The 26,457-nt window shown below is 67.3% G+C and carries 22 protein-coding genes and 1 pseudogene; 9 read left to right on the top strand and 14 right to left on the bottom strand.

Going from position 1 to position 26,457, the window contains the following annotated elements:
• Window positions 1-11: 11 nt before the first annotated feature.
• Window positions 12-3,506, bottom strand: a complete 3,495-nt coding sequence (gene mfd, locus CLG85_RS14105) for a transcription-repair coupling factor (RefSeq protein ID WP_095881695.1) — start codon at window positions 3,504-3,506, stop codon at window positions 12-14.
• 30 nt (window positions 3,507-3,536) lie between these two features.
• On the bottom strand, window positions 3,537-4,061 hold the full coding sequence (locus CLG85_RS14100; RefSeq protein ID WP_176476542.1) for a component of SufBCD complex: 525 nt from the start codon (window positions 4,059-4,061) through the stop codon (window positions 3,537-3,539).
• A gap of 181 nt (window positions 4,062-4,242) precedes the next feature.
• On the opposite strand from CLG85_RS14100, the gene hemB reads away from it, so the two are divergent.
• Entirely contained in the window at window positions 4,243-5,253 is a 1,011-nt protein-coding gene (hemB, locus tag CLG85_RS14095) for a porphobilinogen synthase (protein ID WP_095881696.1), read from the top strand.
• A 141-nt stretch (window positions 5,254-5,394) separates the two neighbouring features.
• Window positions 5,395-5,958 carry a lipid-binding SYLF domain-containing protein gene (locus CLG85_RS14090; protein WP_176476543.1) on the top strand — a complete coding sequence of 188 codons (564 nt, stop codon included), beginning with the start codon at window positions 5,395-5,397 and terminating at the stop codon, window positions 5,956-5,958.
• A gap of 131 nt (window positions 5,959-6,089) precedes the next feature.
• Here the strand turns inward: CLG85_RS14090 and CLG85_RS14085 are convergent, their stop codons facing one another.
• Window positions 6,090-6,359: an usg protein gene (locus tag CLG85_RS14085; protein ID WP_095881698.1), complete on the bottom strand. Its 270-nt coding sequence runs from the start codon at window positions 6,357-6,359 to the stop codon at window positions 6,090-6,092.
• Between the two features lie 191 nt (window positions 6,360-6,550).
• On the opposite strand from CLG85_RS14085, the gene gyrA reads away from it, so the two are divergent.
• Both gyrA and CLG85_RS14075 read left to right on the top strand, forming a co-directional pair.
• Window positions 6,551-9,334, top strand: a complete 2,784-nt coding sequence (gene gyrA, locus CLG85_RS14080; RefSeq protein WP_260349249.1) for a DNA gyrase subunit A — start codon at window positions 6,551-6,553, stop codon at window positions 9,332-9,334.
• Window positions 9,335-9,496: 162 nt separating this feature from the next.
• Window positions 9,497-10,189: a M48 family metalloprotease gene (locus CLG85_RS14075; RefSeq protein WP_095881699.1), complete on the top strand. Its 693-nt coding sequence runs from the start codon at window positions 9,497-9,499 to the stop codon at window positions 10,187-10,189.
• Window positions 10,190-10,195: 6 nt separating this feature from the next.
• Here CLG85_RS14075 and CLG85_RS14070 read toward each other — a convergent pair whose 3' ends face one another.
• From CLG85_RS14070 to CLG85_RS14055, 4 genes are all read right to left on the bottom strand, one after another.
• Window positions 10,196-10,762: a DoxX family membrane protein gene (locus CLG85_RS14070; RefSeq protein ID WP_095881700.1), complete on the bottom strand. Its 567-nt coding sequence runs from the start codon at window positions 10,760-10,762 to the stop codon at window positions 10,196-10,198.
• Window positions 10,759-11,493, bottom strand: a complete 735-nt coding sequence (locus tag CLG85_RS14065) for an HvfC/BufC N-terminal domain-containing protein (RefSeq protein ID WP_260349245.1) — start codon at window positions 11,491-11,493, stop codon at window positions 10,759-10,761. Before CLG85_RS14065 ends, CLG85_RS14070 begins: the two co-directional genes overlap by 4 nt.
• A complete protein-coding gene (gene bufB, locus CLG85_RS14060) occupies window positions 11,490-12,332 on the bottom strand; it encodes an MNIO family bufferin maturase (protein WP_260349244.1) in 843 nt (280 codons plus the stop codon). Before bufB ends, CLG85_RS14065 begins: the two co-directional genes overlap by 4 nt.
• Before the next feature lie 81 nt (window positions 12,333-12,413).
• Window positions 12,414-12,719, bottom strand: a complete 306-nt coding sequence (locus CLG85_RS14055) for a BufA1 family periplasmic bufferin-type metallophore (protein ID WP_224843339.1) — start codon at window positions 12,717-12,719, stop codon at window positions 12,414-12,416.
• Window positions 12,720-12,920: 201 nt separating this feature from the next.
• On the opposite strand from CLG85_RS14055, the gene CLG85_RS14050 reads away from it, so the two are divergent.
• The 3 genes from CLG85_RS14050 (at window position 12,921) to CLG85_RS14040 (ending at window position 14,640) form a co-directional block, all read left to right on the top strand.
• A complete protein-coding gene (locus CLG85_RS14050; RefSeq protein WP_260349241.1) occupies window positions 12,921-13,475 on the top strand; it encodes a sigma-70 family RNA polymerase sigma factor in 555 nt (184 codons plus the stop codon).
• Window positions 13,457-14,059 (top strand): NrsF family protein, encoded by a 603-nt coding sequence (locus CLG85_RS14045; protein ID WP_260349233.1) that lies wholly within the window; start codon window positions 13,457-13,459, stop codon window positions 14,057-14,059. The genes CLG85_RS14050 and CLG85_RS14045 overlap by 19 nt, the downstream gene beginning before the upstream one ends.
• A gap of 296 nt (window positions 14,060-14,355) precedes the next feature.
• On the top strand, window positions 14,356-14,640 hold the full coding sequence (locus CLG85_RS14040; protein WP_260349231.1) for a hypothetical protein: 285 nt from the start codon (window positions 14,356-14,358) through the stop codon (window positions 14,638-14,640).
• Window positions 14,641-14,824: 184 nt separating this feature from the next.
• On the opposite strand, the gene gghA is transcribed toward CLG85_RS14040, so the two are convergent.
• Complete coding sequence (gene gghA, locus CLG85_RS14035; protein ID WP_235865420.1) at window positions 14,825-17,200, bottom strand: glucosylglycerol hydrolase; 2,376 nt, start codon at window positions 17,198-17,200, stop codon at window positions 14,825-14,827.
• Window positions 17,201-17,255: 55 nt separating this feature from the next.
• Window positions 17,256-19,161: pseudogene (glgB, locus tag CLG85_RS14030) on the bottom strand (1,4-alpha-glucan branching protein GlgB); the annotation flags it as partial.
• A gap of 396 nt (window positions 19,162-19,557) precedes the next feature.
• Between glgB and CLG85_RS14025 the strand changes: the two are divergent.
• Together CLG85_RS14025 and CLG85_RS14020 are read left to right on the top strand one after the other, a co-directional pair.
• A complete protein-coding gene (locus CLG85_RS14025) occupies window positions 19,558-20,082 on the top strand; it encodes a hypothetical protein (RefSeq protein ID WP_260349227.1) in 525 nt (174 codons plus the stop codon).
• On the top strand, window positions 20,033-20,602 hold the full coding sequence (locus tag CLG85_RS14020; RefSeq protein WP_260349220.1) for a DUF8173 domain-containing protein: 570 nt from the start codon (window positions 20,033-20,035) through the stop codon (window positions 20,600-20,602). The genes CLG85_RS14025 and CLG85_RS14020 overlap by 50 nt, the downstream gene beginning before the upstream one ends.
• A gap of 56 nt (window positions 20,603-20,658) precedes the next feature.
• Here the strand turns inward: CLG85_RS14020 and rsgA are convergent, their stop codons facing one another.
• From rsgA to nagA, 5 genes are all read right to left on the bottom strand, one after another.
• Window positions 20,659-21,747, bottom strand: coding sequence for a ribosome small subunit-dependent GTPase A (gene rsgA / locus CLG85_RS14015; RefSeq protein WP_095882733.1), 1,089 nt, complete (start codon window positions 21,745-21,747; stop codon window positions 20,659-20,661).
• 137 nt (window positions 21,748-21,884) lie between these two features.
• Entirely contained in the window at window positions 21,885-22,568 is a 684-nt protein-coding gene (locus tag CLG85_RS14010; protein WP_260349212.1) for an SDR family oxidoreductase, read from the bottom strand.
• A 63-nt stretch (window positions 22,569-22,631) separates the two neighbouring features.
• Window positions 22,632-24,137, bottom strand: coding sequence for a M81 family metallopeptidase (locus CLG85_RS14005; protein WP_260349210.1), 1,506 nt, complete (start codon window positions 24,135-24,137; stop codon window positions 22,632-22,634).
• An 81-nt stretch (window positions 24,138-24,218) separates the two neighbouring features.
• Complete coding sequence (locus CLG85_RS14000; protein ID WP_260349208.1) at window positions 24,219-25,139, bottom strand: ROK family protein; 921 nt, start codon at window positions 25,137-25,139, stop codon at window positions 24,219-24,221.
• Entirely contained in the window at window positions 25,136-26,275 is a 1,140-nt protein-coding gene (gene nagA, locus CLG85_RS13995) for an N-acetylglucosamine-6-phosphate deacetylase (RefSeq protein WP_260349206.1), read from the bottom strand. The genes CLG85_RS14000 and nagA overlap by 4 nt, the downstream gene beginning before the upstream one ends.
• Window positions 26,276-26,457: the final 182 nt, after the last annotated feature.

Below are 26,457 nucleotides of genomic sequence, written 5' to 3'. Positions count from 1 at the left end.
CCCAACTGGGGTCAGCCCTTGTCCTTGCGGACCTTGATCGCCCCGGCCTTCTCGGCGAGGTCGCGGGCGATGGCGAAGGCACCTTTGATCTTGTCGGCGTCGCTCTTCCAGTCGCGGCGGACGATGATCTTGTTGTCCTTGATTTTCGCCAGCCCATTCTGCGCCTGGATGAATTCCACCAGACCCTCGGGCTTGGCGAACTTGTCGTTGTGAAACTGCACCGTCGCACCCTTCGGCCCGCCGTCGAGCTTGGCGATCCCGGCGTGCTTGCACATCGCCTTGATCCGGACCACCAGCATCAGCGTGTTGACCTCCTTCGGCAGCTTGCCGAAACGGTCGATCAGCTCGGCGGCGAACCCTTCGAGCTCGACCTTGGTGGTCAGCTCCGATAGGCGCCGGTAGAGGCCGAGCCGCACGTCGAGATCGGGCACGTACTCCTCGGGAATCAGCACCGGCACGCCGAGGTTGATCTGCGGCGCCCATTGCCCGTCGTCGTCGGTGAGCCCTTCCAGCTCGCCCGACTTGATCTTGGCAATCGCCTCTTCCAGCATCGACTGGTAAAGCTCGTAGCCCACATCGCGCATCTGGCCCGACTGTTCCTCGCCCAAGAGGTTGCCCGCGCCGCGGATGTCGAGGTCCTGAGAGGCCAGCGTGAAGCCCGCCCCCAGCGTGTCGAGCGAGCCCAGCACCCGCAGCCGCTTTTCCGCGGTGTCGGTGAGCTTGGTACGCGGCTTGGTGGTCAGATAGGCATAGGCGCGGGTCTTGGAGCGCCCGACCCGTCCGCGGATCTGGTAGAGCTGGGCAAGGCCGAACATGTCGGCACGGTGCACGATCATCGTGTTGGCGGTGGGGATGTCGAGGCCGGACTCGACGATGGTGGTCGCCAGCAGCACGTCGTATTTGCCGTCGTAGAAGGCGTTCATCCGGTCATCGAGCTCGCCCGCCGCCATCTGGCCATGCGCCACGACAAAGGACACCTCGGGCACCTGTTCGCGCAGGAACTGCTCTATTTCGGGAAGATCCGAAAGACGCGGGACCACGTAGAAACTTTGTCCGCCACGGTAGTGCTCGCGCAGGAGCGCCTCGCGGATGGTGATCGCGTCGAACTCCGAGACATAGGTGCGGATCGACAGCCGGTCGACGGGCGGCGTGCCGATGATCGACAGGTCCCGCACGCCCGAGAGCGACAATTGCAAGGTGCGCGGGATCGGCGTCGCGGTCAGCGTCAGCACGTGGATGTCGGAGCGCAGCTGCTTCAGCCGCTCCTTGTGGCCGACGCCGAAGTGCTGTTCCTCGTCGATGATCAGCAGCCCGAGATTGTTGAACCGGATACCCTTGGCCAGCAACGCGTGGGTGCCGACCGCGATGTCGACCGAGCCCTTGGAGATGCCGTCTCGGGTCTTCGCCGCATCGCCCGAAGAGACGAAACGCGAAAGGGGCGCGACGTTGATCGGGAAGCCGCGGAAGCGCTCGGCGAAGCTCTTGTAGTGCTGGCGGGCAAGCAGCGTCGTGGGAGCAATCACCGCCACCTGCACGCCGGACATGGCGGCGACGAAGGCGGCGCGCATCGCCACCTCGGTCTTGCCAAAGCCGACGTCGCCACAGATCAGCCGGTCCATCGGCTGGCCGCTGGTCATGTCGCCCAGCACGTCCTCGATGGCCCCCATCTGGTCGTCGGTCTCGGTATAGGGGAAGCGGGCGCAGAAGCTCTCCCAGGCACCGGGCGGCGGGTCGATGATCGGCGCCTTGCGCAGCGCGCGCTCGGCCGCCACGCGGATGAGCTTGTCCGCCATCTCGCGGATGCGCTCCTTGAGCCGCGCCTTCTTTGCCTGCCAGGCGCCGCCGCCAAGCTTGTCGAGCAGCCCCTCGTCATGGCCGTAGCGCGACAGAAGCTCGATGTTTTCCACCGGCAGGTAGAGCCGCGCGCTCTCGGCATATTCCAGCAGCAGGCATTCGTGCGCCGCGCCGGCGGCGGTGATCACCTCCAGCCCCTGGTAGCGGCCAATTCCGAAATCGACGTGCACCACCAGGTCACCCGGGCTGAGAGACTGCGCCTCGGTCAGGAAATTCTCGGCCTTGCGGCGCTTCTTCGGAGCGCGGATCAGCCGGTCGCCCAGCACGTCCTGTTCGGAGATCACGGTGAGCTTCAGACCGCTCTTGGGATCGCCCCAAGGCGCGACGAAGCCCTGCTCCAGCCCCCAGACCGCCAGATGCAGCCCGCGCTTGCCGATGCGCGTGCCGTCCATGACCGGGATCGCCTCGGCCAGCCCCTCGTCCTCGATGAGCCCGGTGAGGCGCTCGCGCGCGCCCTCGGACCAAGAGGCGATGAGCACCGGCCCCTCGGCCATCTGCTTTTTCACGTGATCGGCGAGGGCGGCGAAAAGGCTGATGCTTTCCTGCTGGCGCTCGGGGGCAAAGCTGCGCCCGATGCGCCCGCCCGCATCCACCACGCCCGGCCCGCTGGCCTGCGGCAGCGGCGAGAATTGCACCACCCGGCGATCTGCGACGGCAGCGTCCCAATGCGCCTCGTCGAGGTACAGCAGGTGCGGCGGCACCGGTTTGTAGACCGAGTCGAGCCGCCCCTTCTGGGTCATCGCGTGGCGGCGGGTCTGGTACTGGTCCTCGATGCTCTCCCATCGGGCGAGCCGCGCCGGGGTGATCTGGTCATCCATCAGCACCGGCGCGCCGGGCATGTAGTCGAAGAGCGTTTCCAGCTTTTCGTGGAAGAACGGCAGCCAGTGTTCCATGCCCTGCGTCTTGCGCCCCGCGCTCACCGCCTCATAGAGCGGATCGTCCGAGCCCGCGGTGCCGAACTCGATGCGGTAGTTCTGCCGGAAACGGGTGATCGCCGCCTCGTCGAGAATGACCTCCGAAACCGGCGCCAGCTCGACCACGTCGAGCTTTTCCGTGGTGCGCTGCGAGACCGGATCGAAACGCCGCGCGCCGTCTAGCACGTCGCCGAAAAGATCGAGCCGCACCGGCCCGCCCTCGCCCGGCGGGAAGATGTCGATGATGCCGCCGCGGATCGCGTAATCGCCGGGCTCATGCACCGTGGGCGCATTGGAAAAGCCCATGCGCACGAGGAAATTGCGCAGCGCCGCCTCGTCCACCCGGTCGCCGACGCGCGCGGCAAAGGCCGCCTCGCGCAGCACCTCGCGCGCGGGGATGCGCTGCATGGCGGCCGAAAGCGTGGTGAGCAGCACGAAGCGCTGCGGCATGCCGTGCACCAGCCCCGCAAGCGTCGACATGCGGGTGGCCGAGATGTCGGGATTGGGCGAGACCCGGTCATAAGGCAGGCAGTCCCAGCCCGGGAAGGTGACCACCGGCATGCCGGGATCGAAGAAGGCCAGCGCCTCGCGCAGCGCAGCAAGGCGCTTGTCGTCGCGGGCGATGTGCAGCACCGGCCCGCCGGTCTGTTCGACCTCGGCAAGAAGGAGCCTGGCGTCGAACCCCTCGGGTGCGCCGCCCTTGGTGATACGGGCCGATTTGGTAAGCGACTGGGACATGCCGCTCAATGGCTTGCCACCGCGCCTACGTCAACCGAGAACGCCGTGCGCGAGGTTCTGGTACATGCCCCACATCGCGGTGACGAAGATCGCGATCATGCCGATCACCTGCACCCAGAATCGCAGCACCGCCAGCTTGTGACACAGCGCCTCGCCGGTCAGCCCCTGGCCGCGAATGCGCTCGGCGGCGGCGATGCTGAGACCCCCGACGAGCGACATGGGAAAGCCCAGCAGGAAGAGCGCCTGTGCCAGCTCGATGTCGTACCAGAAGCCGAGGCTCGCCAGCATCGCCAGCAGCGCCGACACGATGGCGACCAACCACAGCCCCGCCTGCTCGACGATGAAGAGGCGTCGGTTCACCTGAATGCGCACCATATCCTCGAGGTCCTGCGCCGCCTGCCCGCCCTGCCGGCGGGCGCGACCGACCATGTCGAAGGGCACGCCTAGCACCCAATGGCTGTTGCTCGACCAGAACACCGCGAGGGCGATCCAGAACCAGAGGTTGGAAAACGACCGCATGTCGATGGTTTCGAAAACGAGCCCGGTCCAGTCCACGGCGTTCCCACTCTTTCCTTCGGGGCCGCTGCGGCCCTCTCACTTGCGGCCCGTCCCGGCCCTTCGTCCGTCCGGCCCAGCGTCGACCGCAGGCCGGGGTCCCCGGCGGGAGCCCTTGTGACAGGCGTCTTTCCATGCCACCCAAGGGAAACCTTGACAAGGGATACGAAGGACACGCCCGATGAAACCCGTGATTGCCGCCTTTCCTGCCACACGCCTGCGCCGGCTGCGCAGCTCCCCCGCGATCCGGGCCCTGACCCAGCAGACGTTGCTGACCCCGGGCGATTTCATCTGGCCGGTTTTCGTGCGCGACGGCGAAGGGATCGTCGAGCCCATCGCCTCGATGCCCGGGGTGAACCGGCTGTCGGTGGACAAGGTGGTCGAGGCGGCGCTGGAGGCGCATGCGCTCGGCATCCCGGCGATCTGCCTTTTCCCCTACACCGACGCGTCGCTGAAGACCGAGGATTGCGCCGAGGCTTGGAACCCCGAGAACCTTTCCAACCGCGCCACCCGCGCCATCAAGGAGGCGGTGCCCGGGATCGCGGTGATGACCGACGTGGCACTCGACCCCTACAACATCACCGGCCATGACGGCTTTATCGAGAACGGCCAGATCGTCAACGACCGCACCGTCGAGGCCCTGGTCAAGCAGGCGCTGAGCCAGGCCCGCGCCGGGGCGGACATCATCGGCCCATCGGACATGATGGATGGGCGCATCGGCGCGATCCGCGCGGCGCTGGAGGCCGAGGGCTTCCACAATGTCCTGCTGCTGAGCTACGCGGCGAAATACGCCAGCGGTTTCTACGGTCCGTTCCGCGACGCGGTGGGCGCCTCGGGCGCGCTCAAGGGCACCATGGGCGGCGACAAGCAGACCTACCAGATGCAGCCGGGCAATTCCGACGAGGCGATGCGGCTGATCGAGCGCGACCTGCAGGAGGGCGCCGACATGATCATGGTCAAGCCCGGCATGCCCTATCTCGACATCTGCCGCCGCGCCAAGGAGATGTTCGGCGCGCCGACCTTCGCCTACCAGGTGTCGGGCGAATACGCGATGCTTGCAGGGGCCTTCGAGAACGGCTGGCTTGACCGCGACAAGGTCATGCTCGAGAGCCTCACCGCCTTCAAGCGCGCTGGCTGCGACGGGGTGCTGACCTATTTCGCGCCCGCCGCGGCACGGCTGCTCAACGGCTAGCGGGCGTATTCGGCATGGCCCGCATGATCTAGTGACAGGCCGGGACGGCCTGCCTATACTGTGAAAGGACAACCGGCGGGACAGCCGGGCAACAGGCTTGGGCCGGTCCAGACGACCGGACATCTACGAGGATTGAGCAGAATGACCTTTAATCGACGGGGACTCCTCCTGACAATCGGCGCCCTTGGCGCCACGGGCGCGCTGGCCGCCTGCGGCAATGGCGTGGGCGGCAGCGGCGCACAGACCATCGACGCGCGGGTGAACGCCACGGTCAACCAGATGTACGCGCAATATCCCGGCACCCGCGACCTTGCGGCGAAATCCGCCGGCATGCTGGTCATGCCGCTGATCACCGAGGCCGGCCTCGGCCTTGGCGGCGCCTATGGCCGCGGCGCGCTCAAGGTGAACAACGCCACGGTGGATTACTACTCGGTGGTCAAGGGCTCGGGCGGTCTGCAGATCGGCGCGCAGCAATACGCGCATGTGCTGTTCTTCATGACCCAGGACGCGCTCTCCAACTTCCGCCGCTCGCCGGGCTGGGCCGCGGGCGCGAACATCGAATACGCGATCCCCGAGGGGGGCGAGACGCTGGCGGCGGAGACCACCACCTCGCTCGCGCCGATCATCGCGGTCATCTTCGGCAAGTCCGGCCTGCACATGGGCGCGACGCTGGAAGGCGTGAAATACACGCGGATCATTCCCTGATCCAACGCAGGGGGGGCGCTGCCCCCCTGACCCCCGGGATATTTTCGCCTAGAAGAAAGGCAGCCTCGCAGGGCCCCGCGGCTTCTTCTCTTTGCAAATACGCAGGCACCGGCGGTGCCCTCCGCGGGGCGTCAGTGATAGTGGAATTCGCCCACCACCTGCCGCCACTCCCCCGCCGAGATCATCTTGCGATGGGTGAAGCGCACCGAGTGCAGAGGGCCCTCGATCTCGTCCTGCCAGAACTCGATGAAGCGGAACAGCCGTGGATGGTCGGGCGCGAGGTCATACTCCTGCCAGACGAAGGTGTTCAGCACATGCTGGTAATCGGGCATCCGGTAGAAGAGTTCCGCCGTGGTCAGCCCGTAGCCCTTCAGCATGAGTTCGGTGGGAGTTTCGTCCATCGCTTTACCTCACATGACGTCCATGTAACAAGGCTGCCGAAAGACGGGTTAGTTTTCAAATAAAACAGTATGTTAGCCACGACCCAGGGTGGCTGCCAGAATAAGCAACCCGCCGGCATTGCGCCCCACACCTAGCCTCTGATATAGGTAGTCCCAACTACATATAGAGACAGCACGGACAGGCGAGCAACGTGACCGACACGCCGGAAACCCCCGAAAACGAAGAAGAAACTCCGCGTCCCGAGCGGAGCGGTCATGGTGGCCCGGTGATCTCGATCATCGATGAGATGAAGTCGAGCTACCTCGACTATGCCATGAGCGTCATCGTCAGCCGCGCGATTCCCGATCTGCGCGACGGCCTAAAACCTGTGCATCGGCGCATTCTCTACACGCTGTGGGAGAACGGGCAGACCAAGTCCAAGAACTACCGCAAGTGCGCCACCGCCGTCGGCGACGTGATGGGCCGCTATCACCCGCATGGCGACTCGGCTGTCTATGACGCGCTGGTGCGCATGGCGCAGGACTTCTCCATGTCGCTGCCGCTGATCGACGGTCAGGGCAACTTCGGCTCGATGGACGGCGATCCGCCCGCCGCCTACCGTTACACCGAGGCGCGTCTCGACCGCACCGCCGAGGCCCTGCTCGAGGACATCGAGAAGGGCACGGTGGACTTCGTGCCGAACTATGCCAACGAGCGCAACGAGCCCGTTGTTCTGCCGGCGCGCTATCCCAACGTGCTGGTCAACGGCGCCGAGGGCATCGCCGTCGGCATGGCGACCCGCATCCCGCCGCACAACCTCGGCGAGGTGATCGACGCCACGCTGGCGCTGATCGAGAACCCCGATCTGACCTCCGAGCAGCTGATCGAGTTCATCCCTGCCCCCGACTTCCCGACGGGCGGCGTGATCCTTGGCCGCTCCGGCGCGCGCAAGGCCTATCTCGAGGGCCGCGGCTCGGTGATCATCCGCGCCAAGACCCGCATCGAGGAGCTGCGCCGCGACCGCTTTGCCATCGTCATCGACGAGATCCCCTACCAGGTGAACAAGGCGACGATGATCGAGCGCATCGCCGAATGCGTGCGCGACAAGAAGATCGAGGGCATCGCCCACGTGCAGGACGAGTCGGACCGGTCCGGCGTGCGCGTGGTGATCGAGCTCAAGCGCGACGCCACCGCCGAGGTGGTGCTCAACCAGCTCTTCCGCTTCACCCCGATGCAGGTCAGCTTCGGCTGCAACATGCTGGCGCTGAACGGCGGCAAGCCCGAGCAATTGACGCTGCGCACCTTCCTGACCGCCTTCCTCGATTTCCGCGAGGATGTGATCGCGCGGCGCACCGCCTACCTGCTGAACAAGGCGCGCGAGCGCAGCCACGTGCTCTGCGGCCTCGCCGTGGCGGTGGCCAACGTCGACGAGGTCGTGGCGACGATCCGCAGTTCGGCCGATGCCGCCGAGGCACGCGAGAAGCTGATGACCCGGCGCTGGCCGGCGGAGGAGATCGCGCCCTTCATCCGGCTGATCGACGATCCGACCCACAAGATGAACGACGACGGGACCTACAACCTGTCCGAGACCCAGGCCCGTGCCATCCTCGAGCTGCGCCTGCAGCGCCTGACCCAGCTCGGCGTCAAGGAGGTCACCGACGAGCTCGAAGAGCTGGCCGGCAAGATCAAGGAATACCTTGAGATTCTCGGCTCGCGCGAGCGCATCCTCGAGATCATCTCGAACGAGATGATCACGGTGAAGGATCAGTTCGCCGTGCCCCGCCGCACCGAGATCGTCGACTGGGCCGGCGACATGGACGACGAGGACTTGATCGAACGCGAGGACATGGTGGTCACCGTCACCCAGTCCGGCTGGATCAAGCGCACCCCGCTGGCCGATTTCCGCGCCCAGAAGCGCGGCGGCAAGGGGCTGTCGGGTGGCGGCCTGAAAGAGGACGACGTGGTCACCCAGCTCTTCGTGGCCAACACCCACACCCAGCTGCTGTTCTTCACCACCGACGGCATGGCCTACAAGCTCAAGTGCTGGCGCCTGCCGCAGGGTGGCCGCACCTCCAAGGGCAAGGCGATCGTCAACATCCTGCCGATCCCGGCGGGCGTGTCGGTGGCGGCGATCATGCCGGTGGACCGCGACGAGAGCGACTGGGACGACCTGCAGATCGTCTTCGCCACCTCCAAGGGCTCGGTGCGCCGCAACCGGCTGTCGGATTTCACCAACGTCATGCGTAACGGCAAGATCGCGATGAAGTTCGAGGGCGAGGACGAGAACACCCGCCTGATCAACGCCCGCATCTGCTCGGAAGACGACGACGTGATGCTGGTCACCAACTCGGGCCGCGCCATCCGCTTCCCGGTGACCGACGTGCGGGTGTTCAACTCGCGCAACTCCACCGGCGTGCGCGGCGTCAAGCTGACCAACGGCGACGAGGTCGTGTCGATGTCGGTGATCCGCCACTTCGAGGCAGATTCGGACGAGCGCGCCTCCTACCTCAAGATGCGCCGTGCCATGGCCGGCATCGCCGATGACGCGGAAGCCACCGCCTCGGACGAGGAAGAGGGCAACGCCGACAGCCTGCTGCCGGCCGAGCGCTACGCCGAGATGTCGGCGGTCGAGAACCTGATCCTGACGGTGACGGCGCGCGGCCTCGGCAAGCTCTCGTCGAGCCATGACTACCCGATCCGCGGACGTGGCGGCATGGGCGTCACCGCCTGGGAGAAATCCATGCGCGGCGGCGAGATCGTGGCCTCCTTCCCGGTCGAGATGGGCGATCAGATCATGCTCGCCACCTCCACCGGCCAGTCGATCCGGGTTCCGGTCGAGGGCATCTCCTTCCGCTCGCGCAGCGCCGGCGGGGTGAAGGTGTTCAACACCCGCGATGGCGAGACCGTGGTCTCGGTGGCCTGGATCGCCGACCAGGACGACGAGGAGACCGACGTCGCCGAGGGTGAGACGGGCGAAGGCTCCGCCGAAGAGTGATCCCGGCCCGCGGCTGAAATCGACGCCCGTCCCGCTTGGGGCGGGCGTTTTCAATTGCGTACTTCGAAAGAGAAGAAGGACGGGGCGGTTCTTTCGCCGCAGCGGGGCCCCGGCCGCGCGTCAAGCCTTGGCACGCCGCACACGCGGCCCCATATTCCGCCCATGCTCAAGCTCACCCCGATCCTTCTCGCCATCGCCTATGCACTCATCGCCTACCGCTTCTCGGCTTGGCGCACGGCGCGGGAACTGGACGCGCGCTCGACCGAGCTTGCCGATCCCAAGCTCAGGGCGCTGACCGACCGCATGGCAGCCGCGCTGGACCTGCAGCGCATCCGGGTGAACATCTACGAGATCGAGCCGGTGAACGGGCTGGCAGCGCCGGACGGGCGCATCTTCATCACCCGCGGCTTCTACAACCGTTATAAGTCCGGCGAGGTGAGCGCCGAGGAGCTCTCCTCGGTGATCGCGCATGAGCTCGGCCACGTGGCACTGGGGCACTCTCGGCGACGGATGATCGATTTTTCCGGCCAGAACGCCATCCGCACCGTCCTGGTCATGGTGCTGGCCCGGCTGGTGCCGGGTCTCGGGCCGCTGATCGCCAATGCGCTGACCTCGCTCCTGGCGGCGCGGCTGTCGCGCGGCGACGAGTACGAAGCGGATGCCTATGCCGCGGCGCTGCTGCACAAGGCAGGGATCGGCGTCGCGCCGCAGAAGTCACTCTTTGCCAAGCTTGAAAGACTGAGCGGTGGCGGCGGGCGCGGCATGCCCGCCTGGCTGCTGTCGCACCCCAAGACCTCGGAGCGCATCGCGGCGCTCGAACAACTCGAGGCACGCTGGACCTCCGTGCAGGGCTGAGGCGGCTCAATCGCGCAGGCGACGGCGCAGCCAGCGGTCGAGCGAGAGCGCCCCGCCGCCGGTGAAGACCAGCACCAGCATCAGGAACCCCCAGAGCAGCCGCTGGTCGAGGATCGGCGCATCGGGCTGGCGGTCGAAGAGCGCGCCGATGGCCGTGGCATCCACACCGTGGCCGAAAATGTCGGTCAGGCTCACGACCAGCAGGAGGCCAATCATGCCAAGCGCCCCGAGCCGGGTGAAAAGCCCGAGGATCAGCAAGAGTGGCAGAAGGACCTCGGCGGCGGTGCCGGCGGCGACAACGAGGTGCGCGAAAAGGCCAAGCTGGCTGGCATCATAGCCGACGGCCTCCATGGCGCGGGGGAAGATCTGCGCATAGGCGTTCAACGACAGGCCGAAGCCGTCGATCTTGGTCAATGCCGAGGTCCAGAAGAACCCGGCGAGCGTTGCCGCAAAGACGACGCGGCCGGTGAGACCGAGCACGGCGGGCGCGCATCGGGTCACGGCGCGTTCGGCGCGGTCGAGCTGGGCGAGCAGTGCCGTGGTGCTGGCAGCGGAAGGGGCAAGATCGGTCATGGCTTGGGGTCTCCCTCGGAAATCACGGCGCCGGCGCTGAACAGGCAGGCAAAGATCGCGGAATGGTCGGCCCCCGCCGGAAGTGCGGCTCCGAGTGGCAGGCCGCGCGCCAGTGCCTCCAGCGTCGCGGCGGTTCCGATCGGGGCGGCGCAGGTCAGCACCGAGAGCTTTGGGCGGGTGACCAGCACCTCGCCAGCCGGCCTCTGCACCAGATCCGGTCGACCCGCATTGCGCGCCCAGATGGCGAGGGCCGGGTGGCGGGTCCGCAGGAACCGCGCGGCGGGGTGCGGGCGCGGGGCACTTGCGGCCAGCGCCTCGGGCGAGAGCCCCGCCAGCGCTTGAGGATCGAGAGGGGCGGCGTCGGCTGACAAACTCGCTTCGCGCCGCGCCTGCTCGAGGCAGGCGACCTCCGGCAGATAGGGCAGCGCGGCAAGCGGCGGGAAGCGCTCGATCCAGCCCGGCAGTCCCGCACCGTAGAGCGCCATGACCGGGCTGCGCGGCGGGTGCTCGCGAATAAAATCTCGCGCCATGGCGGCGAAATAGGCCTCGCCTACCAACCGCTGCACCACCGGGAAGGCGGCGGCCAGCGCCTCGGTCAGGGCGACGGTGACGTTGTTGCGATAAACGTCAAAACGGCGCGTGGCGTGGCGGCCCGCCGGGCCGCGCAGCTGCTCGGGGCAGGGCATCTCGGGGGAGAGCAAAGCACCGGCGAATGCGCCCTGCCCGTTCATGCCGCCCTCCGTCGTGCCATGACCCGCGCGGCGCGCGCGGCCTCGACTTCGAGGGTACGGAATTCGGGCACGTCGTTGTCCCATTCGATCAGCGTCGGGCGCGGCCCGATGCGGGAGATGACCTCGGCGTAGAGCTCCCAGACCGGGTCGGCCACCGGCGCGCCATGGGTGTCGATGAGCAGCGGCCCGCCCTGCCCGTCGTCCTCCTCGGCGTAGCCCGCAAGGTGGATTTCCCCGACCAGCTCAACCGGGTAATCGGCGAGGTAACCCTGCGCCGAGGTGCCAAGGTTGCTGGCCGAGATAAATACGTTGTTGATGTCGAGAAGCAGCCCGCAGCCGGTGCGGCGGGAAACCTCATCGAGAAAGGCGGTCTCCGAAAGCGTGCTCTCCTCGAAGACGAGATAGCTCGACGGGTTCTCCAGCAGCATGCGCAGGCCAAGGTGCTGCTGCACCTCGTCTACGTGGGCGGCGACGCGGTCGAGCGTGGCTGCGGTGTAGGGCAACGGCAGCAGGTCGCTGAAATAGGCGCCCTCATGGGTGGACCAGGCGAGATGCTCGGAAAACTGCGCCGGGCGCACCCGCTCGATCAGCCGCCTCAGGCGCGCCAGATGCGCCGGATCAAGCGGGCCCTCGCCGCCGATCGACAGGCCGACGCCATGCACCGAGATGGGAAAGCGCGTGCGCAGATCGTCCAGCATGGCAAGGCGCGGGCCGCCCTCGACCATATAGTTCTCGGCGTGGATTTCCAGCCAACTCACTGCGCCGGGATCGGCGAGATCTTCAAAATGCACAGACTTGAAGCCGACACCGGCGGTGTTCGGAAGCGTTCTGCTCTGCATGGGGTCTCTCCCTGTGATCGGGCGGGGGTGGGGCGCGCACGGCGACCGACGGGCCGCCGCGCGCGGGATTAGCCGACGGCCTCAGCCCTTCGGCAGATCGCGCATCAGCGGCTCGAGCGAGCCCATGCGCGGGGTGCCGTCGGCCATGGCCGGAAGATCGATCTCGGCGCAGGTGCCGGCGGGCACCAGCGTCCAGGAATTGCCTTGGTAGTCGACCGAGGCGGTGCCGGCGCAGGTGGTGCCGGGGCCTGCGGCACAGCCGTTCTGGCCTGCCATGGCAACGCCGAAGCACTTCTCCTGCTCCTGGGCCTGGGCGGCACCGGCAAATTGGGCAAGACCGGCGGCAAAGGCTCCGGCGAGGGCGAGATGTTTGCTGTGAAGGGTCATTTTCGTCTCTCCAGTGTGACACGCAGATCATCGCGTCTGCACCGAGGTATTCGGGCGGGGGACCGGCTTTGTTACGCGGCTCGCGCTTGTGTGATAGAGACGAAATATTCGCGCACCGCTGTAACGGGCGGCCCCGCGCGCTCGTATGCGCAGGTACATTCCCTGCAGGTGGACATGAGCCGACACCATGGCCGAACCCAGATGACCGGACGCGATGACGAGATCGAGGCGCTGATGCGCAAGGCGCTGGATGGCGACCGGCGGGCCTATGCGGCCTGCCTGCAGCTTCTGGTACCGCGCATGCGCGCCATGGCCTCGCACGATCTTCCGGCGCAGCATGGGCATCTGGCCGAGGACGTGGTGCAAGAGGCGCTGCTGTCGATCCACCTCAAGCGCGGCAGTTGGGACCGAAACCGGCCGCTGCTGCCATGGGTGCGGGTGATCGTGAAGCACAAGGCGATCGACGCCCTGCGCAAGACCCCAAGCGCACCGCACGAGCCGGTCGAGGATCACCCCGGGCTCGACGCCCCGGAGGTCGATCCGCTGGCGGGGCTGCACCTCGAGCAGGCGCTGTCGCGGCTCTCGCCGCGGGATGCGGCGCTGGTGCGGGAACACGCGCTCGGCGGCGCCGACCCCGAGACGCTTTCGAAGGATTTCGATCTCAGCCCTGGCGCCCTGCGCGTCGCCCTGCACCGGGCCCTGAGACGACTGGCCGATGCCGCCAGGAAGGAGGAAGAATGGACACCGATGAGCTGATCGCCGCCCTGGCCGCCGATGACGTGCCCGCCAAGCGCCCGCGCCTGCTGTGGCGCGTTGCCTTCGGCCTTGCGGTGTCGCTGGTTCTGATGCTGGTGTTCTGGGGCATGCGCCCGGGCTGGCCGGGCGTGTTGATGATGGCACCGCTGCTGGTCAAGCAGAGCCTGCCGATCCTCGTGGCACTTGCCGCTTGGCCGCTGCTGCGCCGGAGCGATCCCGAGGCGCAGGCGCCGCTCTGGCCGCTCTGGCTGCTGGCCGGTGCCAGTGCCGCCGGCTGGGCGCTCTCGGTCCTCGGCGGCGGCGACATCCTGGGCCAGACACTCTGGGCCTGCCTGCTGTCGATCCCGGCGCTGGCCCTGCCCATCGCCCTGGCCCTGTTCCGCGGCCTGAGACACCGGGTCGAGCCCCGCCCGGCGCGCAGTGGCCTGCTGGCGGGGCTCTTCTCGGGCGGCGCGGCGGCGGCGGTCTACGCGGTGCATTGCGACGAGGACAGCGCGGCGTTTTTCCTTTTGTGGTATGGGCTTGCAATCATGCTCTGCGGGCTTGCCGGACGCATGGCAGGACGGCGCTGGCTGGGCGTCTGACCCGGCGAGCGCCGCTTGAACGCGCGTTCGCCGCCGCCGCTCCGGGGCTCGGAAGCGATCTCATTTTCGTGAAACCTCTCCGAGACCCATATTATCCACAGCGGATTTATGTTAATGTGAGGTTCTGGGACACCTTCGGTTTTCCCCACCTCCCAAGTGAGAAAGCCGGAGCGCCTCCGGCGGCTCTCTCGCCTCTCCCGCCTGATTTTCCCCACCGTCCCAGGGTTCGAAATTTTCGGACCTTGTTGAGTGAATTCCTTGTCAGAGACGATTTCTGTATCCTGAAAGGAATAGCCATGAAGTTCTTTCTCGCCATTTCCTCCCTCTCCCTCGCCCTGGCCTCCACCTCCCCGGCCACGGCGCAACAGAGCCTGGTTGACACCCTTTCGCAATATGTGCCCGACTCCGTGCTGTCGCTGCTGAGCGAGTCCGAAATCCTGACCGCTTTCAGCATGTCGACAAGCCGCGAGACCGACGCACAAAAAAGCGTCACGGATCGCCTATATCGCCACCAGCGGCGCGGCACCGCGCACCTACTCGCAGTCGCAACTCGATCTCGTGGGCGATTATGTCACCGATGAAGAGCTGTCCCGCATGTCCGGCCAGCACATCGGCGACGCCTTGGCGATCGCCCATTCGAGCCGGCCCGAAGTGCAAAAGCGGGGCATGATCCGAGCCTTGTCCACCCGGTGATCCCTGCTTCCGCGCAAGCACACGAAAGGGGCCGCACTCCGTTGCGGCCCCTTTTCCACGCCCCGAGCACGCTCAGCCTGCCTCGAAGACCAGCCCCATGGAGTCGCGCAGGGTGATCGGCCCGCCAAGGTAGTCCTCGCCAATGCCCGGGCTGCGCAGGATCAGCCGCCAGTCGCCGCCGCGCGCGCCCTCGGGCAGCAAGTCGAGCGGATCGATCTCCTCGGTCTCGCGGCCTTCCATGTGGCAGACGGAAAAGATGCGCCGCCCGTCCGGCGCATGGCGCAGAGCGGCGAAAATCGTGCGACCGTCTATGGGCTCGAGGTAGCGGAAGCTGTCGCCAGTGCCGAAGTTGCCGCGCAACCAGGGGTTCTGCTGCCGGAAGTCCCTCAGCTTGCGCATGAAGCCGGTCTGGTTCGGGTCGAGCCACGACAGGTAATGCGAGACGTTGCAATACTCGTGCATGTCATCCATCCAGGCGCAGGCGATCCGCTTGAGCTCCCCGACGGTGTAACGCGTCGGTCCGGCCAGCGGCGGCTCGACCGCGCCAAGCAGTGCAGCGATGGTGTTGAGATCGTAGTCCGTCACCTCGACCAGCGCAGGCAGGAACTCGAAGAAGCGGGCCAGATCCTCGCGGGTCTCGAAGCCCATCTCCTTGAGACGCCGGAAATTGCCCGGGATTGAATAGCTGTAGGTGTCGACCTGCCATTTGAGGCTGATCGCCTCTTCGGCCACGACCTTGACCCCGTATTTGTCATCCTGATTACGGATGAAGCCCCAACTCGCCCGCGCCGTGGCATTGAGGAAGTCCATCGGCACGCCCGGAAAGACTGCGTAGGTGAGGATCGACACCGCCGGGTTGTCATACGCCTTGTCGAGGATCTCCATCTTGGTGTCGCCGAGCCGGGTGTTGATGTTCAGCTTGCTCGGGTTGACCTGCGTGCCACGGCGCAGCGTGTCGTGGTTCGCGGTTCCCGAGATCCAGTTCGCCCCATGCGCGAGGATTTCCTTGATCCGCCAGTATTTCGACAGCCAGAAGGTGTAGATGAAGGGCGTGTTGTGGGCAAAGGTCAGCGGACCCCACTGGAAGACGTCGGGGTCATGGGTCTGCTCCTCGATCACCGCACGGTAGGTCGAGCTCAGCTCCCAGTCCTCGTCCGGCCAAGGACGGCCGTCCTCGAAGACGAACCACGGCAAGTACTCGGTGCCCGCCACCTCCTGCACAAGGCCGGACATCTCGCGCAGGTAGTCGTCGTCGTGGCGCAGCGTCTGCGCCGCCCAGTCCCACCACTTGAAGTCCTGCGCGCCATCGACCCGCACCCCGTCGGCGCCAAAGTTCACCTTGCGACGCTGCATTTCCAGCAGGATCGCTCGCACGTAGGGGTTCAGGTAGTCGAGGTTCTGGCCGTACATGTTGGGCCCGGCAAAATAGTGACTCGACAGCGCGTTGAGCCCCTGGTTGTCGGAATGGCCGAAGACCACGTCGAGGATCAGCTTCTTGGGCGTGCCGGGGAAATTGTGCAGTGCCGCGGCGAAATCCACCAGCTCGTCCGGGCGGGCGCTTTCCAGCAGCACCGGGTTCACCGTCGCCATGCCGGCGATGACGATGTCATAGCCCCAGTTCGTTGTGTTGGGCCGCATGAGGGTGGCCTCGATGCGCCCTTCCTCGGTCAGGCTCTCGGTCCAGAAGTCCGGCCCCGCCTCGTAGACGGTGGTCGGCTCCAGCGGCAACGGCTGCACCGCGTCATAGCCCATGAAAAGCTCGTCGGCCGGCTCGAGCGGCAGGCCATTGGCCACGCGCTCGCCGAGGCGGTGGATCTGCCTGGTCAGACTGGCGATGGTGCCACCCGCGGTGGCTGTGGGGATATGCAGCTGCAGAATAGAGGTGGGGGCGCCGAACTTGTGCGGGCCATCGCGTCTCAGGGCCTCGAAATAGGTCTTGTCGGGGCGGTCCTCCTGCATCGAGGCGACGTCATAGACCTCGGCCGGGGCCAGCGCGCCGAAGGGCACCGACATGGCGAGCGGATCGAGGATGCGGGTCATCTTGCCCTCGGAGTCGCGCCAGACGAGCGCATAGAAATCTCCGGTCTCAGCGCGGTTTCCCGCCTTCACCCCCGCGGCGATGGAAAACACGAAGGCCTCGCAGCGCTCCACCGGCAACAGCACCCGGTCGAAGCTGGTCTCGCTCTGCGACAGGGTCAGGTCAAGCTCGCCCTCCGGGCGCAGGATCTCGACGAAGATGTCGCCATCCGAGACGCTCCAGTCCTGCAGCTCGGGCGCCCAGAAGCCGAAGACGACACGGTCCCCCTCGACCTGCGCGCCGAGCCTGCGCGCGATGCTGCGCCCGGCGGTGAAACGGTCTTCGGCGGTGGTCAGAATGCGCTCGCACCAGCGCGAGAGTTCGAGGGTTGCCTCTGCGTCGTAGGACAGGCTTTCCATGCGGTCGTACACGTCCGGGTCTCCTGTTTGATCTGCGGGCACCTCGGCCCTTGCGTCGGGTGTGGGGTCAGCGCGCCGGGGTAAGCATGACGGTGGACAGCGGCGGCAATGTCATGCGCACCGAGGCGGGCTGACTCTGCGCGCCCGGCGCGCTGGCCTCGACCTGCCCCATGTTGCCGGCGCCCGAGCCGCCGTAGATCCCGGCATCGGTATTCAGAACTTCGCGCCAGACACCCGCGCGGGGCAAGCCCAACTCGAAATCGCTGCGGGTAACAGAGGAAAAATTGCAGACGATGACCACTGGATCATCCCCCTCGCCCCCCTTGCGGACCCAGGCAAAGACATTCTCGGCGGCAGCATCGGCGAGGATCCACTCGAAGCCCTGCCCGTCGCAGTCGCGCCGGTGTAGCGCGGGCAGATCGCGGTAGAGCCGGTTGAGGTCGCGTACGAGGGATTGCACCCCGGCGTGCTTCGCCTCCTTCAGCAGCTCCCAGGGCAGCTCGCCCTCGAAGGCCCATTCGGTGGGTTGCGCGAACTCCTGCCCCATGAACAGAAGCTTCTTGCCCGGATGCCCCCACATGAAGCCGTAGTAGGCGCGCAGGTTGGCGAATTTTTCCCAGTCGCTGCCCGGCATCTTGCCCAAGAGCGAGCCCTTGCCGTGCACAACCTCGTCGTGGCTGATCGCGAGGATAAAGTTCTCTGAGAACGCGTAAGTAAGGCCGAAGGTCATCTGGTTGTGGTGGTGCTGCCGGTAGATCGGGTCCGTCGCGACATAGCTCAGCGTGTCGTGCATCCAGCCCATGTTCCACTTGAAGCCGAAACCGAGCCCCCCCCTGATCGACGGGGCGCGAGACGCCGGGAAAGGCGGTGCTCTCCTCGGCCACGGTCATGATGCCGGGCATCGCCTCGTGGGTCTCGCGGTTCATCCGCCGCAAGAGATCGATCGCCTCGTAATTCTCGCGCCCGCCGTCCTTGTTGGCCACCCATTCGCCGCCGGGGCGCGAGTAGTCGCGGTAGAGCATCGAGGCGACCGCGTCCACACGCAGCCCGTCGGCGTGATACTCCTCGAGCCAGTAGAGGGCGTTGGCGGTGAGAAAATTGACCACCGCCGGCTTGCCGAAATCATAGATCAGCGTGTTCCAGTCGCGGTGAAAGCCCTCGCGCGGATCGGCGTATTCGTAAAGCGCGGTGCCATCGAACTGTCCGAGCCCATGCGCGTCGGACGGGAAATGCGCAGGCACCCAATCAAGCAGCACGCCCAGCCCCTTGCGGTGCGCGGCATCCACGAGATCGCGGAACTCGTGCGGCGGACCGTGGCGCACGGTGGGCGCGTAGAGGCCCGTGGGCTGATAGCCCCAGGAGCCGTCGAAGGGATATTCGGCGATGGGGAGCAGCTCGATATGCGTGAAGCCCATGTCCGCCACGTAGTCGACCAGCTCCTGCGCCGCCTCCTTGTAGGAAATCGGGCGACCGTTCTGCGTGTGATCCCGCTTCCACGACCCGAGGTGCACCTCGTAGATCGACACCGGCGCCTCCGGCGCATTGCGGGCGGCGCGGTCTTCCATCCAGTCGGCGTCGTGCCAGCCGTAGCCGCTGATGTCGCGCACCAGGCTGGCGTTCTCCGGCCGGTGCTGAGCTCCGAAACCCAGCGGGTCGGCCTTCAGCGGCAGGGTGTTCCCGGATGCATCGACGATCTCGTACTTGTAGAGCGTGCCCTCGCCGAGGTCCGGCAGGAACAGCTCCCAAAGGCCTGCACCGCGCGGCTGCATCAGGTCCGCCCCGCCCTGCCAGTCGTTGAACGGCCCGACCACAGAGACCCGCTGCGCATGCGGCGCCCAGACGGCGAAATGCGTGCCTTGAACCCCCTCATGCGCCATCACATGGGCGCCGAGTGCCTCCCACAGCCGACCGTGGCGGCCCTCCGCGATGAGATGGATGTCGAGCTCGCCGAGAACCGGCCTGAACCCAGAAGGGGTGCCGGTCTTGTCCGGGTCGTGCTGCGTCTGGGGTGCGCGTCGCTGCGAGTGCTGCATGAAGCCTTGCTCCCTTTGTGGACGTCGGTCCGGCCGGTAGGTACCCCGGCGGCTCCCGAGGCAGCGGGAGCGGCACAAGCCACAGAAGAGCGGCGCACGCGTGCCCGCTGCAAAGACCGGACGATGATTTCCAGTCAACCTAATGCACAAGCCCGAGGCGTCAAAGTTGGTCCCATCCGAGGTGTCCCCGCGCCGGATTGATTTGCCGCAAGGCGCAGCCGCCCGGGTGGCCCTACGCTCGCCCATATCAATCAGGGGAGAGAGGCACCCATGCTGAGGATATGCTTGACAGTGGCCGCCTGCCTATTGGCGCTGCCCGCATGGGCCGAGAGCGAGATGGCAAGTTTCGCGATCGGGCCCGATGTCTTCCGCGCCGGACGATCGGTGCAGGCCGGGGGCGCGGGCTCGGACGATCTGTTCCTTGCCGGAGAGACCGTCGCGGTGAGGGGCGATATCACCGGCTCCGCGCATCTTGCCGGACGCGAGGTGACGGTCGAGGGCTCCGTCGGCGGCGATGTGTATGCGGCGGGCGACGAGGTCACCCTTCGCGGGCCGGTTGCCGGAGATGTCACCCTCTTCGGCAGGGCGCTTTCGGTCTTGGCCATTGATGGCGACTTGCGCATCGCCGGATCGGAATTGCACCTCTCCGGCCCGGTCGCCGGCTATGCGATGCTGGCCGGCGAAGAGGTCAGTTTCGACGCGGCGGTCGCGGGCGACGTGAGCCTCGCCGCCGAACGCGTGGAGTGGGGGGGATGCCGCGCGGATCGGCGGGCGGCTGATCGTTTACGAAGAGACGCCGGGCGATCTCGACGTGCCCGACCGGGTGGCGCCAGAAAACCGTATCGAACGTCGCGAGATTGAGGCCTGGGAGGGGCCGAAGCCGCCGAGTTGGCGGCGGGCGATCCTCGGCTTCTTGCTCGGTGTGCTGGGCATCGCCGCGCTCGGCGCGCTGATTGCCGTGCTGGTGCCCGAACGGCTCGCCGAGATGCGGCGGCAGATCCTCGACCGGCCCTTTCACACGCTCTGGCTCGGCTTTCTGACCCAATCGGCGGTGATCGGCGCGGGCGTGCTCTTTGCGCTGACGCTCATCGGCCTGCTGCTCACCCCGGCGATGGTCCTGCTGGCCCTTGCGGGGGGCTTCGCGGGCTACGTCGTCGCGGCCTATGCCTTCGGCGTCGGGCTCTTTCTCGCCTTTGGCCGGGGCGAGCCGCTCAGCATCGGCGCGCGCTCTCTTGCAGCGGGCCTCGGCGCGCTTGCCGCGGGCATCATCGGGCTCATTCCCTTCTTCGGCTGGCTCTTCGTGCTGGCCATGGTCCTCACCGGCGTCGGCGCGATCACCCTGCGGGTCATCCGCCCCTCGTTCTTCGTCGGCGACGAATAGCGGCCTGCGCCTCGGTGCCGCCTCCCGAAACGCATCGCAACCGGCCCGCCCGGCGCTCAGCGCTTCTGGCGGGCCTTGTCCTTCATCACCCCACGGACCATCTTGCCAAAGGCTTTGTCCTTCCCGCGCCGCTGCTGCAGGCTGGCGGAGTTGAACTCATCCTCGGCCTTCAGCTTGCGCCAGCGGGCAAGGCGAGGCGCGTCGATCCGGCCTTCGTCGAGTGCCGCGCGAACCGCGCAGCCCGGCTCGGTCTCATGCCCGCAGTCGCGAAACCGGCAACCCGCCGCCAATTCCTCGATGTCCTCGAAGAGCTCGGCGATCCCGGCCGCGACATCGGTCAGCTGCAGCTCGCGCATCCCCGGGGTGTCGAGCAGCATGCAGCCGCCCGGCACCGGGTGCAGTTCACGGTGGGTGGTGGTGTGGCGGCCCTTGGCATCATCCTCGCGGATGCCCTGCGTTGCGACGGCCCGCGCGCCCGAGAGCGCATTGGTCAGCGTTGACTTGCCCACCCCAGAGGAGCCGACGAAGGCCACCGTCCGCCCCGGCTTGCACCAGTCGGCCAGCGCCTGCGCGGGCTCGCCGCCGCGGGCATCCAGCGCGACCACCTGCACCCGGTCCGAGAGGCTCCGCGCCTCCTCCACATAGGGCGCGGGGTCGTCCACGAGGTCGGTCTTGGTCAGCAAGATCACCGGCTCGATTTCGGCATCGAAGGCCAGCGCGAGGTAGCGTTCCAGCCGCGCGAGGTTGAAATCCTGGTTGCAGGAAGTGACCACGAAGAGCGTATCGATATTGGCGGCAATGAGCTGCACCCGCCGGTCGTGCCCCGCGGCGCGGCGCTTGATCAACGAGGCGCGCTCGAGCACCCGGCTCGACTTCGGCAGAACACGGTCGAGCAGCAGCCAGTCGCCCACCGTCGCCTCGGGTCCCGTCGGGATCAGCATGTCGATGCCGTCTCCTGCGACGTGCAGCCCGCCGCGGTGCACCGAGAGCACCCGGACGGGCGGCGTCTCGGCCAAGGCCTCGGCGTCGATCTGCTGGGCGAAGAAATTCTTCCAACCAAGCGCCTCGAGCGCCGAGAGCGCGCGGCTGGCCGGCTCCGGGGCATCGCCCTTGCCGGGAAGGAAAGCTGAGTAGTCACGGACCATGAGGTGTCCCGCTGCGGGAGAAAAACGGAGAGACCCAGAATGCCACAGCCGCGCAGGAGGGCAAAGCCCCCGCCGCCGCTTTGCCCTGGCGGAATACGGCTCCGATGGGGTGTCTCCTCTCCCGCGCGCCGAATGGTTTAGGCGGTGATGATGTCGATGAACGGCAGGTTGCCCGCGGTCAGCCCGGCATCGACGGGCAGCACCGTGCCGGTGATGCCGCTGGCCATCGGCGAAGCGAGGAAGATCGCCGCCTTCGCCACCTCCTCGGGGCTCACCAGCCGACCCAGCGGGTAAAGCGCGGTGACCTTTGCGAAGATGTCCGGCTGTCGGGCCCTGCGGTCGTCCCATGCGGGGGTATGCACCGAGCCCGGCGCCACCACGTTGGCGCGCAGACCGTGCTTGCCCTCCTCGGTCGCCAGCGCCTTGGCCCAGGCGATGATCCCGGCCTTCGCCGCGGAATAGGCCGGGCTGCCGAAATGGCTCAGCCCGTTGACCGAGGCGACAAAGACCGCCGCCGCCCCCTCGGGACGTCCGCGCATCCCCGGCAAGAGCGCGCGGCTGAACACCGCCGCGCCGGTGAAGTTGAGCTGCAGGTCGTGCTGGATCGCCGCCGTGTCGGTGTGCTCCATCAGGTCGACCCGGGTGCCCCCGGCATTGGAGATCAGCACATCCACCGGCGATTGCGCGATCTTCGCCGCCGCCCCCTCGGTCTGCGTCATGTCGGTGATGTCGAATTCGACCAGCTCATCGGCCTGCAGCCCGCTGCCTGCGCGGTCGCAGGCGACCACATGCGCGCCCGCCTCCTTCAGCGCCGCGACCATGGCCGTGCCGATGCCGCCCCCCCGCCCCGGTCAGGACAACGCGTTTTCCGCTCAGCAACATGGTCAGGCTTCCTCGTCTTCGGCGGTCACGGCGTCGAGCCCCAGCGGGTCCGCCACCTTGGGCCAGAAATCGCTGCCCGCCTTCTGGTAGGCGGTCAGCGCCGGTTTCGTCGGGTAGGACGACGGGCTGTCGACGTGGATGATCCGCGAGGACACCGGATCGAACCCGGCATGGAAATGGTTGGTGGACTTGACCAGCAGGATCTCCTTGCCCGCGAAATCGACGCCCTGGTTGGAAAAGAGTGTCGGCTCGTAGGTCTGCGTCCGGCTGGAGATCAGCACGATGTCGATCTCGGTGCCGAGGATGCGGACGGTGGCCGAGCGGCCCAGCGTCACCCGGCTGGCGCGGAAGCTCTGGTGGCCCTCCTGCGCGAGGTGGATGACCTTGATCTCGGCGTCGATCGGCGGCCCCGCCTCGGCCCCGGCCTTGCCGCCGAAGCGCAGGCGCAGCGTCGCGCCGAGTCCCGCCGCATGGCAGAAGCTCACCGCCACCGGATCCCAGATCGCGCCGACTGCAACCTTGTCGATACCGCGCGCGATCAGCGAGAGCAGCACATAGGTCCCATCCCCGGCGCAGCCGCCGCCGGGGTTGTCCCAGGTGTCGGCGATGGTCACGGGCCTCGAGGGCTCGGCCTCACGCACTGCGAGCGCGAGATCGATGCCCTCCTCGTAGCCGACGATCGGCATCGCGGTCTTGCCGCGCAGGGCGTAGAGTTCCTCGCCCAGCTTGCGGGCCAGCGCCGCGCCTTCCTCGGGCGCATTGTCGGTGACCACCATGATCTTCGTGCCCATCTCCGGCACGTCGCCCGCCATGAAGCCGTGGATGACAGAGCATGAGAGGATCCTCCCCTGCCCCTCAAGCAGCTTCATGCGATCAACGAAGCCGCGCATGGGCTGCTGGCTGGTCGGGTAGATGTCGATCATCTTGCAGTCGAAGGTCGAGATGACCGGGCGCAGCTCGCCGCGCAGCGTCCTGAGCGCAAGGTCCACCACATGCGCGCCGCGTTCCTGGAAATCGGTATGCGGAAACTCGAGGAAGGTGGCGGCGAGGTCGAGCTGCGCCACGCGCTTGCGCGTGAGATGGCTGTGCGGGTCGAACTCGGCGGCAACCAATACGTCGGGGCCAACGATGGCGCGGACGCGCTCGAGGAAATCGCCTTCGCAATCGTCGTAGCCTTGCGCAACCATCGCGCCATGCAGGCCGAGGATCACGCCATCCACCGGCAAAGCCGCGCGCAGCTGGTCGAGGATCTCGTCGCGCAACTCCTCGAAGGTCTCCTTCTTGATGAGCCCCGCAGGTTCGGCCCAGGTCGAGCTGCCCTCGATCACCGTGAACCCCTCGTCGCGGCCGCGCTGGCGCAGGATCGGCACCGGCGAGGAGCAGAGCGTCGGCGTCTCGGGGTGTTCCCCCGGTCCGGCGTAGAAGGCCGCCTCGAAGGCCGCGCGATCGGTCGGCAGCGGCGAAAAGGTATTCGTTTCGGTGGCTAGAGACGCGGTAAACACCCTCACGCGGCGACCCTCCTTGCGTTGCGGCGGACCGGCGCGGGCCCGCCTTCGTGAAATCCTGTCGCCGCGCGCCGGGTCATCCGCTCAGGCCGCGTCGCGCGACGGCGCGCGCAGGGCGAGGATGGCGGCCCCCACCAGCCCCGGCTCGGTACGGCATTGCGCCTGCACCACCAGAGGCTCGGCAGGTTTCGCCAGCGTCAGCGGCCGGGTGGCCTCGTCGAGCGCCGCCATCAGCGCGGCATCGTTCGACAGCCCGCCGCCCGCGGCCACCACCGTCGCGCCGGTCATGTTGACCACCATGGCCAGCGGCCCCGAAAGCAGCTCCAACCAGGCGGCGACCGTTTTCGACGCGCCCGCGTCGCCCCTGTGCCAGAGCGCGAGGATTTCGGTCGAGGGCAACTCGGCCCCGGCAATGTCACGGTGCAGCCGCTCGATGCCACGCGCCGAGCAGGTGGCATCGAGGCAGCCCTTGAGGCCGCAGCCGCATTGGTACGACGGCAGCGGCGCGTCGAGGCAGTCGAGCAGGCGTTTCGCCACCGGACCATGCCCCCATTCGCCCGCGTAGCCGCTGCCCGCACCGATCAGCCTGCCGCCCGCCACCAGCCCGCCGCCGACACCGGTGCCGATGATCGCGCCGAAGACGACGTCATGCCCACGCCCGGCACCCACCGCGGCCTCGGCCAGGGCGAAGCAGTCGGCGTCATTGGCGACAAGCACCTCGATCCCCAACAGCGCCGTGAGGTCCGGCGCCAGCCGGCGCCCGGTCAGGCAGGGGATATTGGCGACGGTGGCGCGGCCGGTTTTCGGATCGACCACGCCGGCGATCGAGATCGCGACCCGCTCCGCCCGGCCACCGGCCTCGGCGATGGCCTCGGCAAGGGTGGCGACGAAGGCCTCGAAATCATCCCCCGGCGTCGGACGGCGCGACAGTGCACGCACGTCGTGGACGCTGGTGGCCACGGCGCTTTTCACCGAGGTGCCGCCGATGTCGAAACAGACGATCATGCCGCCTCCTCATCGCCGGACCGGGAGCCGCCGATCCAGACGCCCTGCAAGCCTAGGTCTTGATCGAGGACAAGGAAGTCCGCCTGAGCGCCCTCGGTCAGACGTCCGACCCCCGCAAGTCCCGCAGCCTGCGCCGGGTAGAGCGTCGCCATGCGCAGCGCCTCGTCGAGCGGCAGGTTGAGCGTGGTGACGCAGTAGCGCAGCGCCTCGAGCATCGAGATATCCGCCCCCGCCAGCGTGCCGTTGGCCAGCGTCAGCCGTCCGCCCGCGCGGTAGATGGTGCGGCCGTTGAGGGTGAGCTCGGTGAGCTCCGAGCCGGTCGCCGCCATGGCGTCCGAGACGAGGAAAACATGGCCCGGCCCGCGCTTGCCGCGCAGTGCGACCCGCATGGCCACGTCGCTGACGTGGTGGCCATCGGCGATCAGCCCGCAGCTTACCGAGCCCGTGTCCAGCACCGCGCCGACAAGGCCCGGGGCGCGGTGGCCCATCTGGCTCATCGCGTTGAAAAGATGCGTCGCCATGCTCGCCCCGGCAGCGAAATAGCCCGCGGCAGTCTCGGCGCTGCAATCGCTGTGGCCAAGCGAGACCTGCACACCCCCGGCCGCCAGCCGCGCCACCTGCTCGACCGTCGCCGCCTCGGGCGCCAGTGTCACCAGCAAGTGGCCGCAGTTGCCGCCCGCCGCGAGGATGCGCTGAAGGTCGGCCTCCTCCATCGGGCGCACCAGCTCCTCGGCATGGGTGCCCTTGCGGCGCGGATCGAGATGCGGCCCCTCAAGGTGAAGGCCCGCCAGCCCCACCTGCCCCGCCGCGCGCGCCTCGGCGCAGGCCGTCAGCGCCTCGGACGTTTTCTCAGCGGTGTCGGTGATCAGCGTGGCAAGGATAGACGTCGTCCCCAGCGCCCGGTGCGCTGCGCAGATCGCGGCGAGCCCCGCCGCGCTGGTGGTGTCGTTGAACTGCACCCCGCCGCCGCCGTTGACCTGCAAGTCGACCAGCCCCGGCACGATCATCTCGACCTCTGCCGTCGCGCCGGGAATCACCCCGGTGACTTTCCCGCCCGCATGGGTCAGCGCGGCGTTCTCATGCCAGTTCCAACCGTCGAAAACCCGGCGCGCAACCGGGGAAACCCCTGCCCTCATGCGCTCCAAGGCTCCGAAGGGCCGCACAGGGGGGAAACGGCCGGAGCCGGCTGCCCGCGCCTGAGGCAGGAACTGAAAATGAATTTCACCATAGTCGCTGTCTTTCGCATTTTTATATTGACTGTCACGAAACCGACCCACAGTCTACGAAAATAAATTACGTAATTCGAGCGACAGCTTCG

It is taken from the genome of Alloyangia mangrovi (genome assembly GCF_002300555.2).
Lineage (GTDB): Bacteria > Pseudomonadota > Alphaproteobacteria > Rhodobacterales > Rhodobacteraceae > Salipiger > Salipiger mangrovi.
Note: the sequence above shows the minus strand (reverse complement) of the source record. Positions and strands in the feature narration are given on the sequence as shown.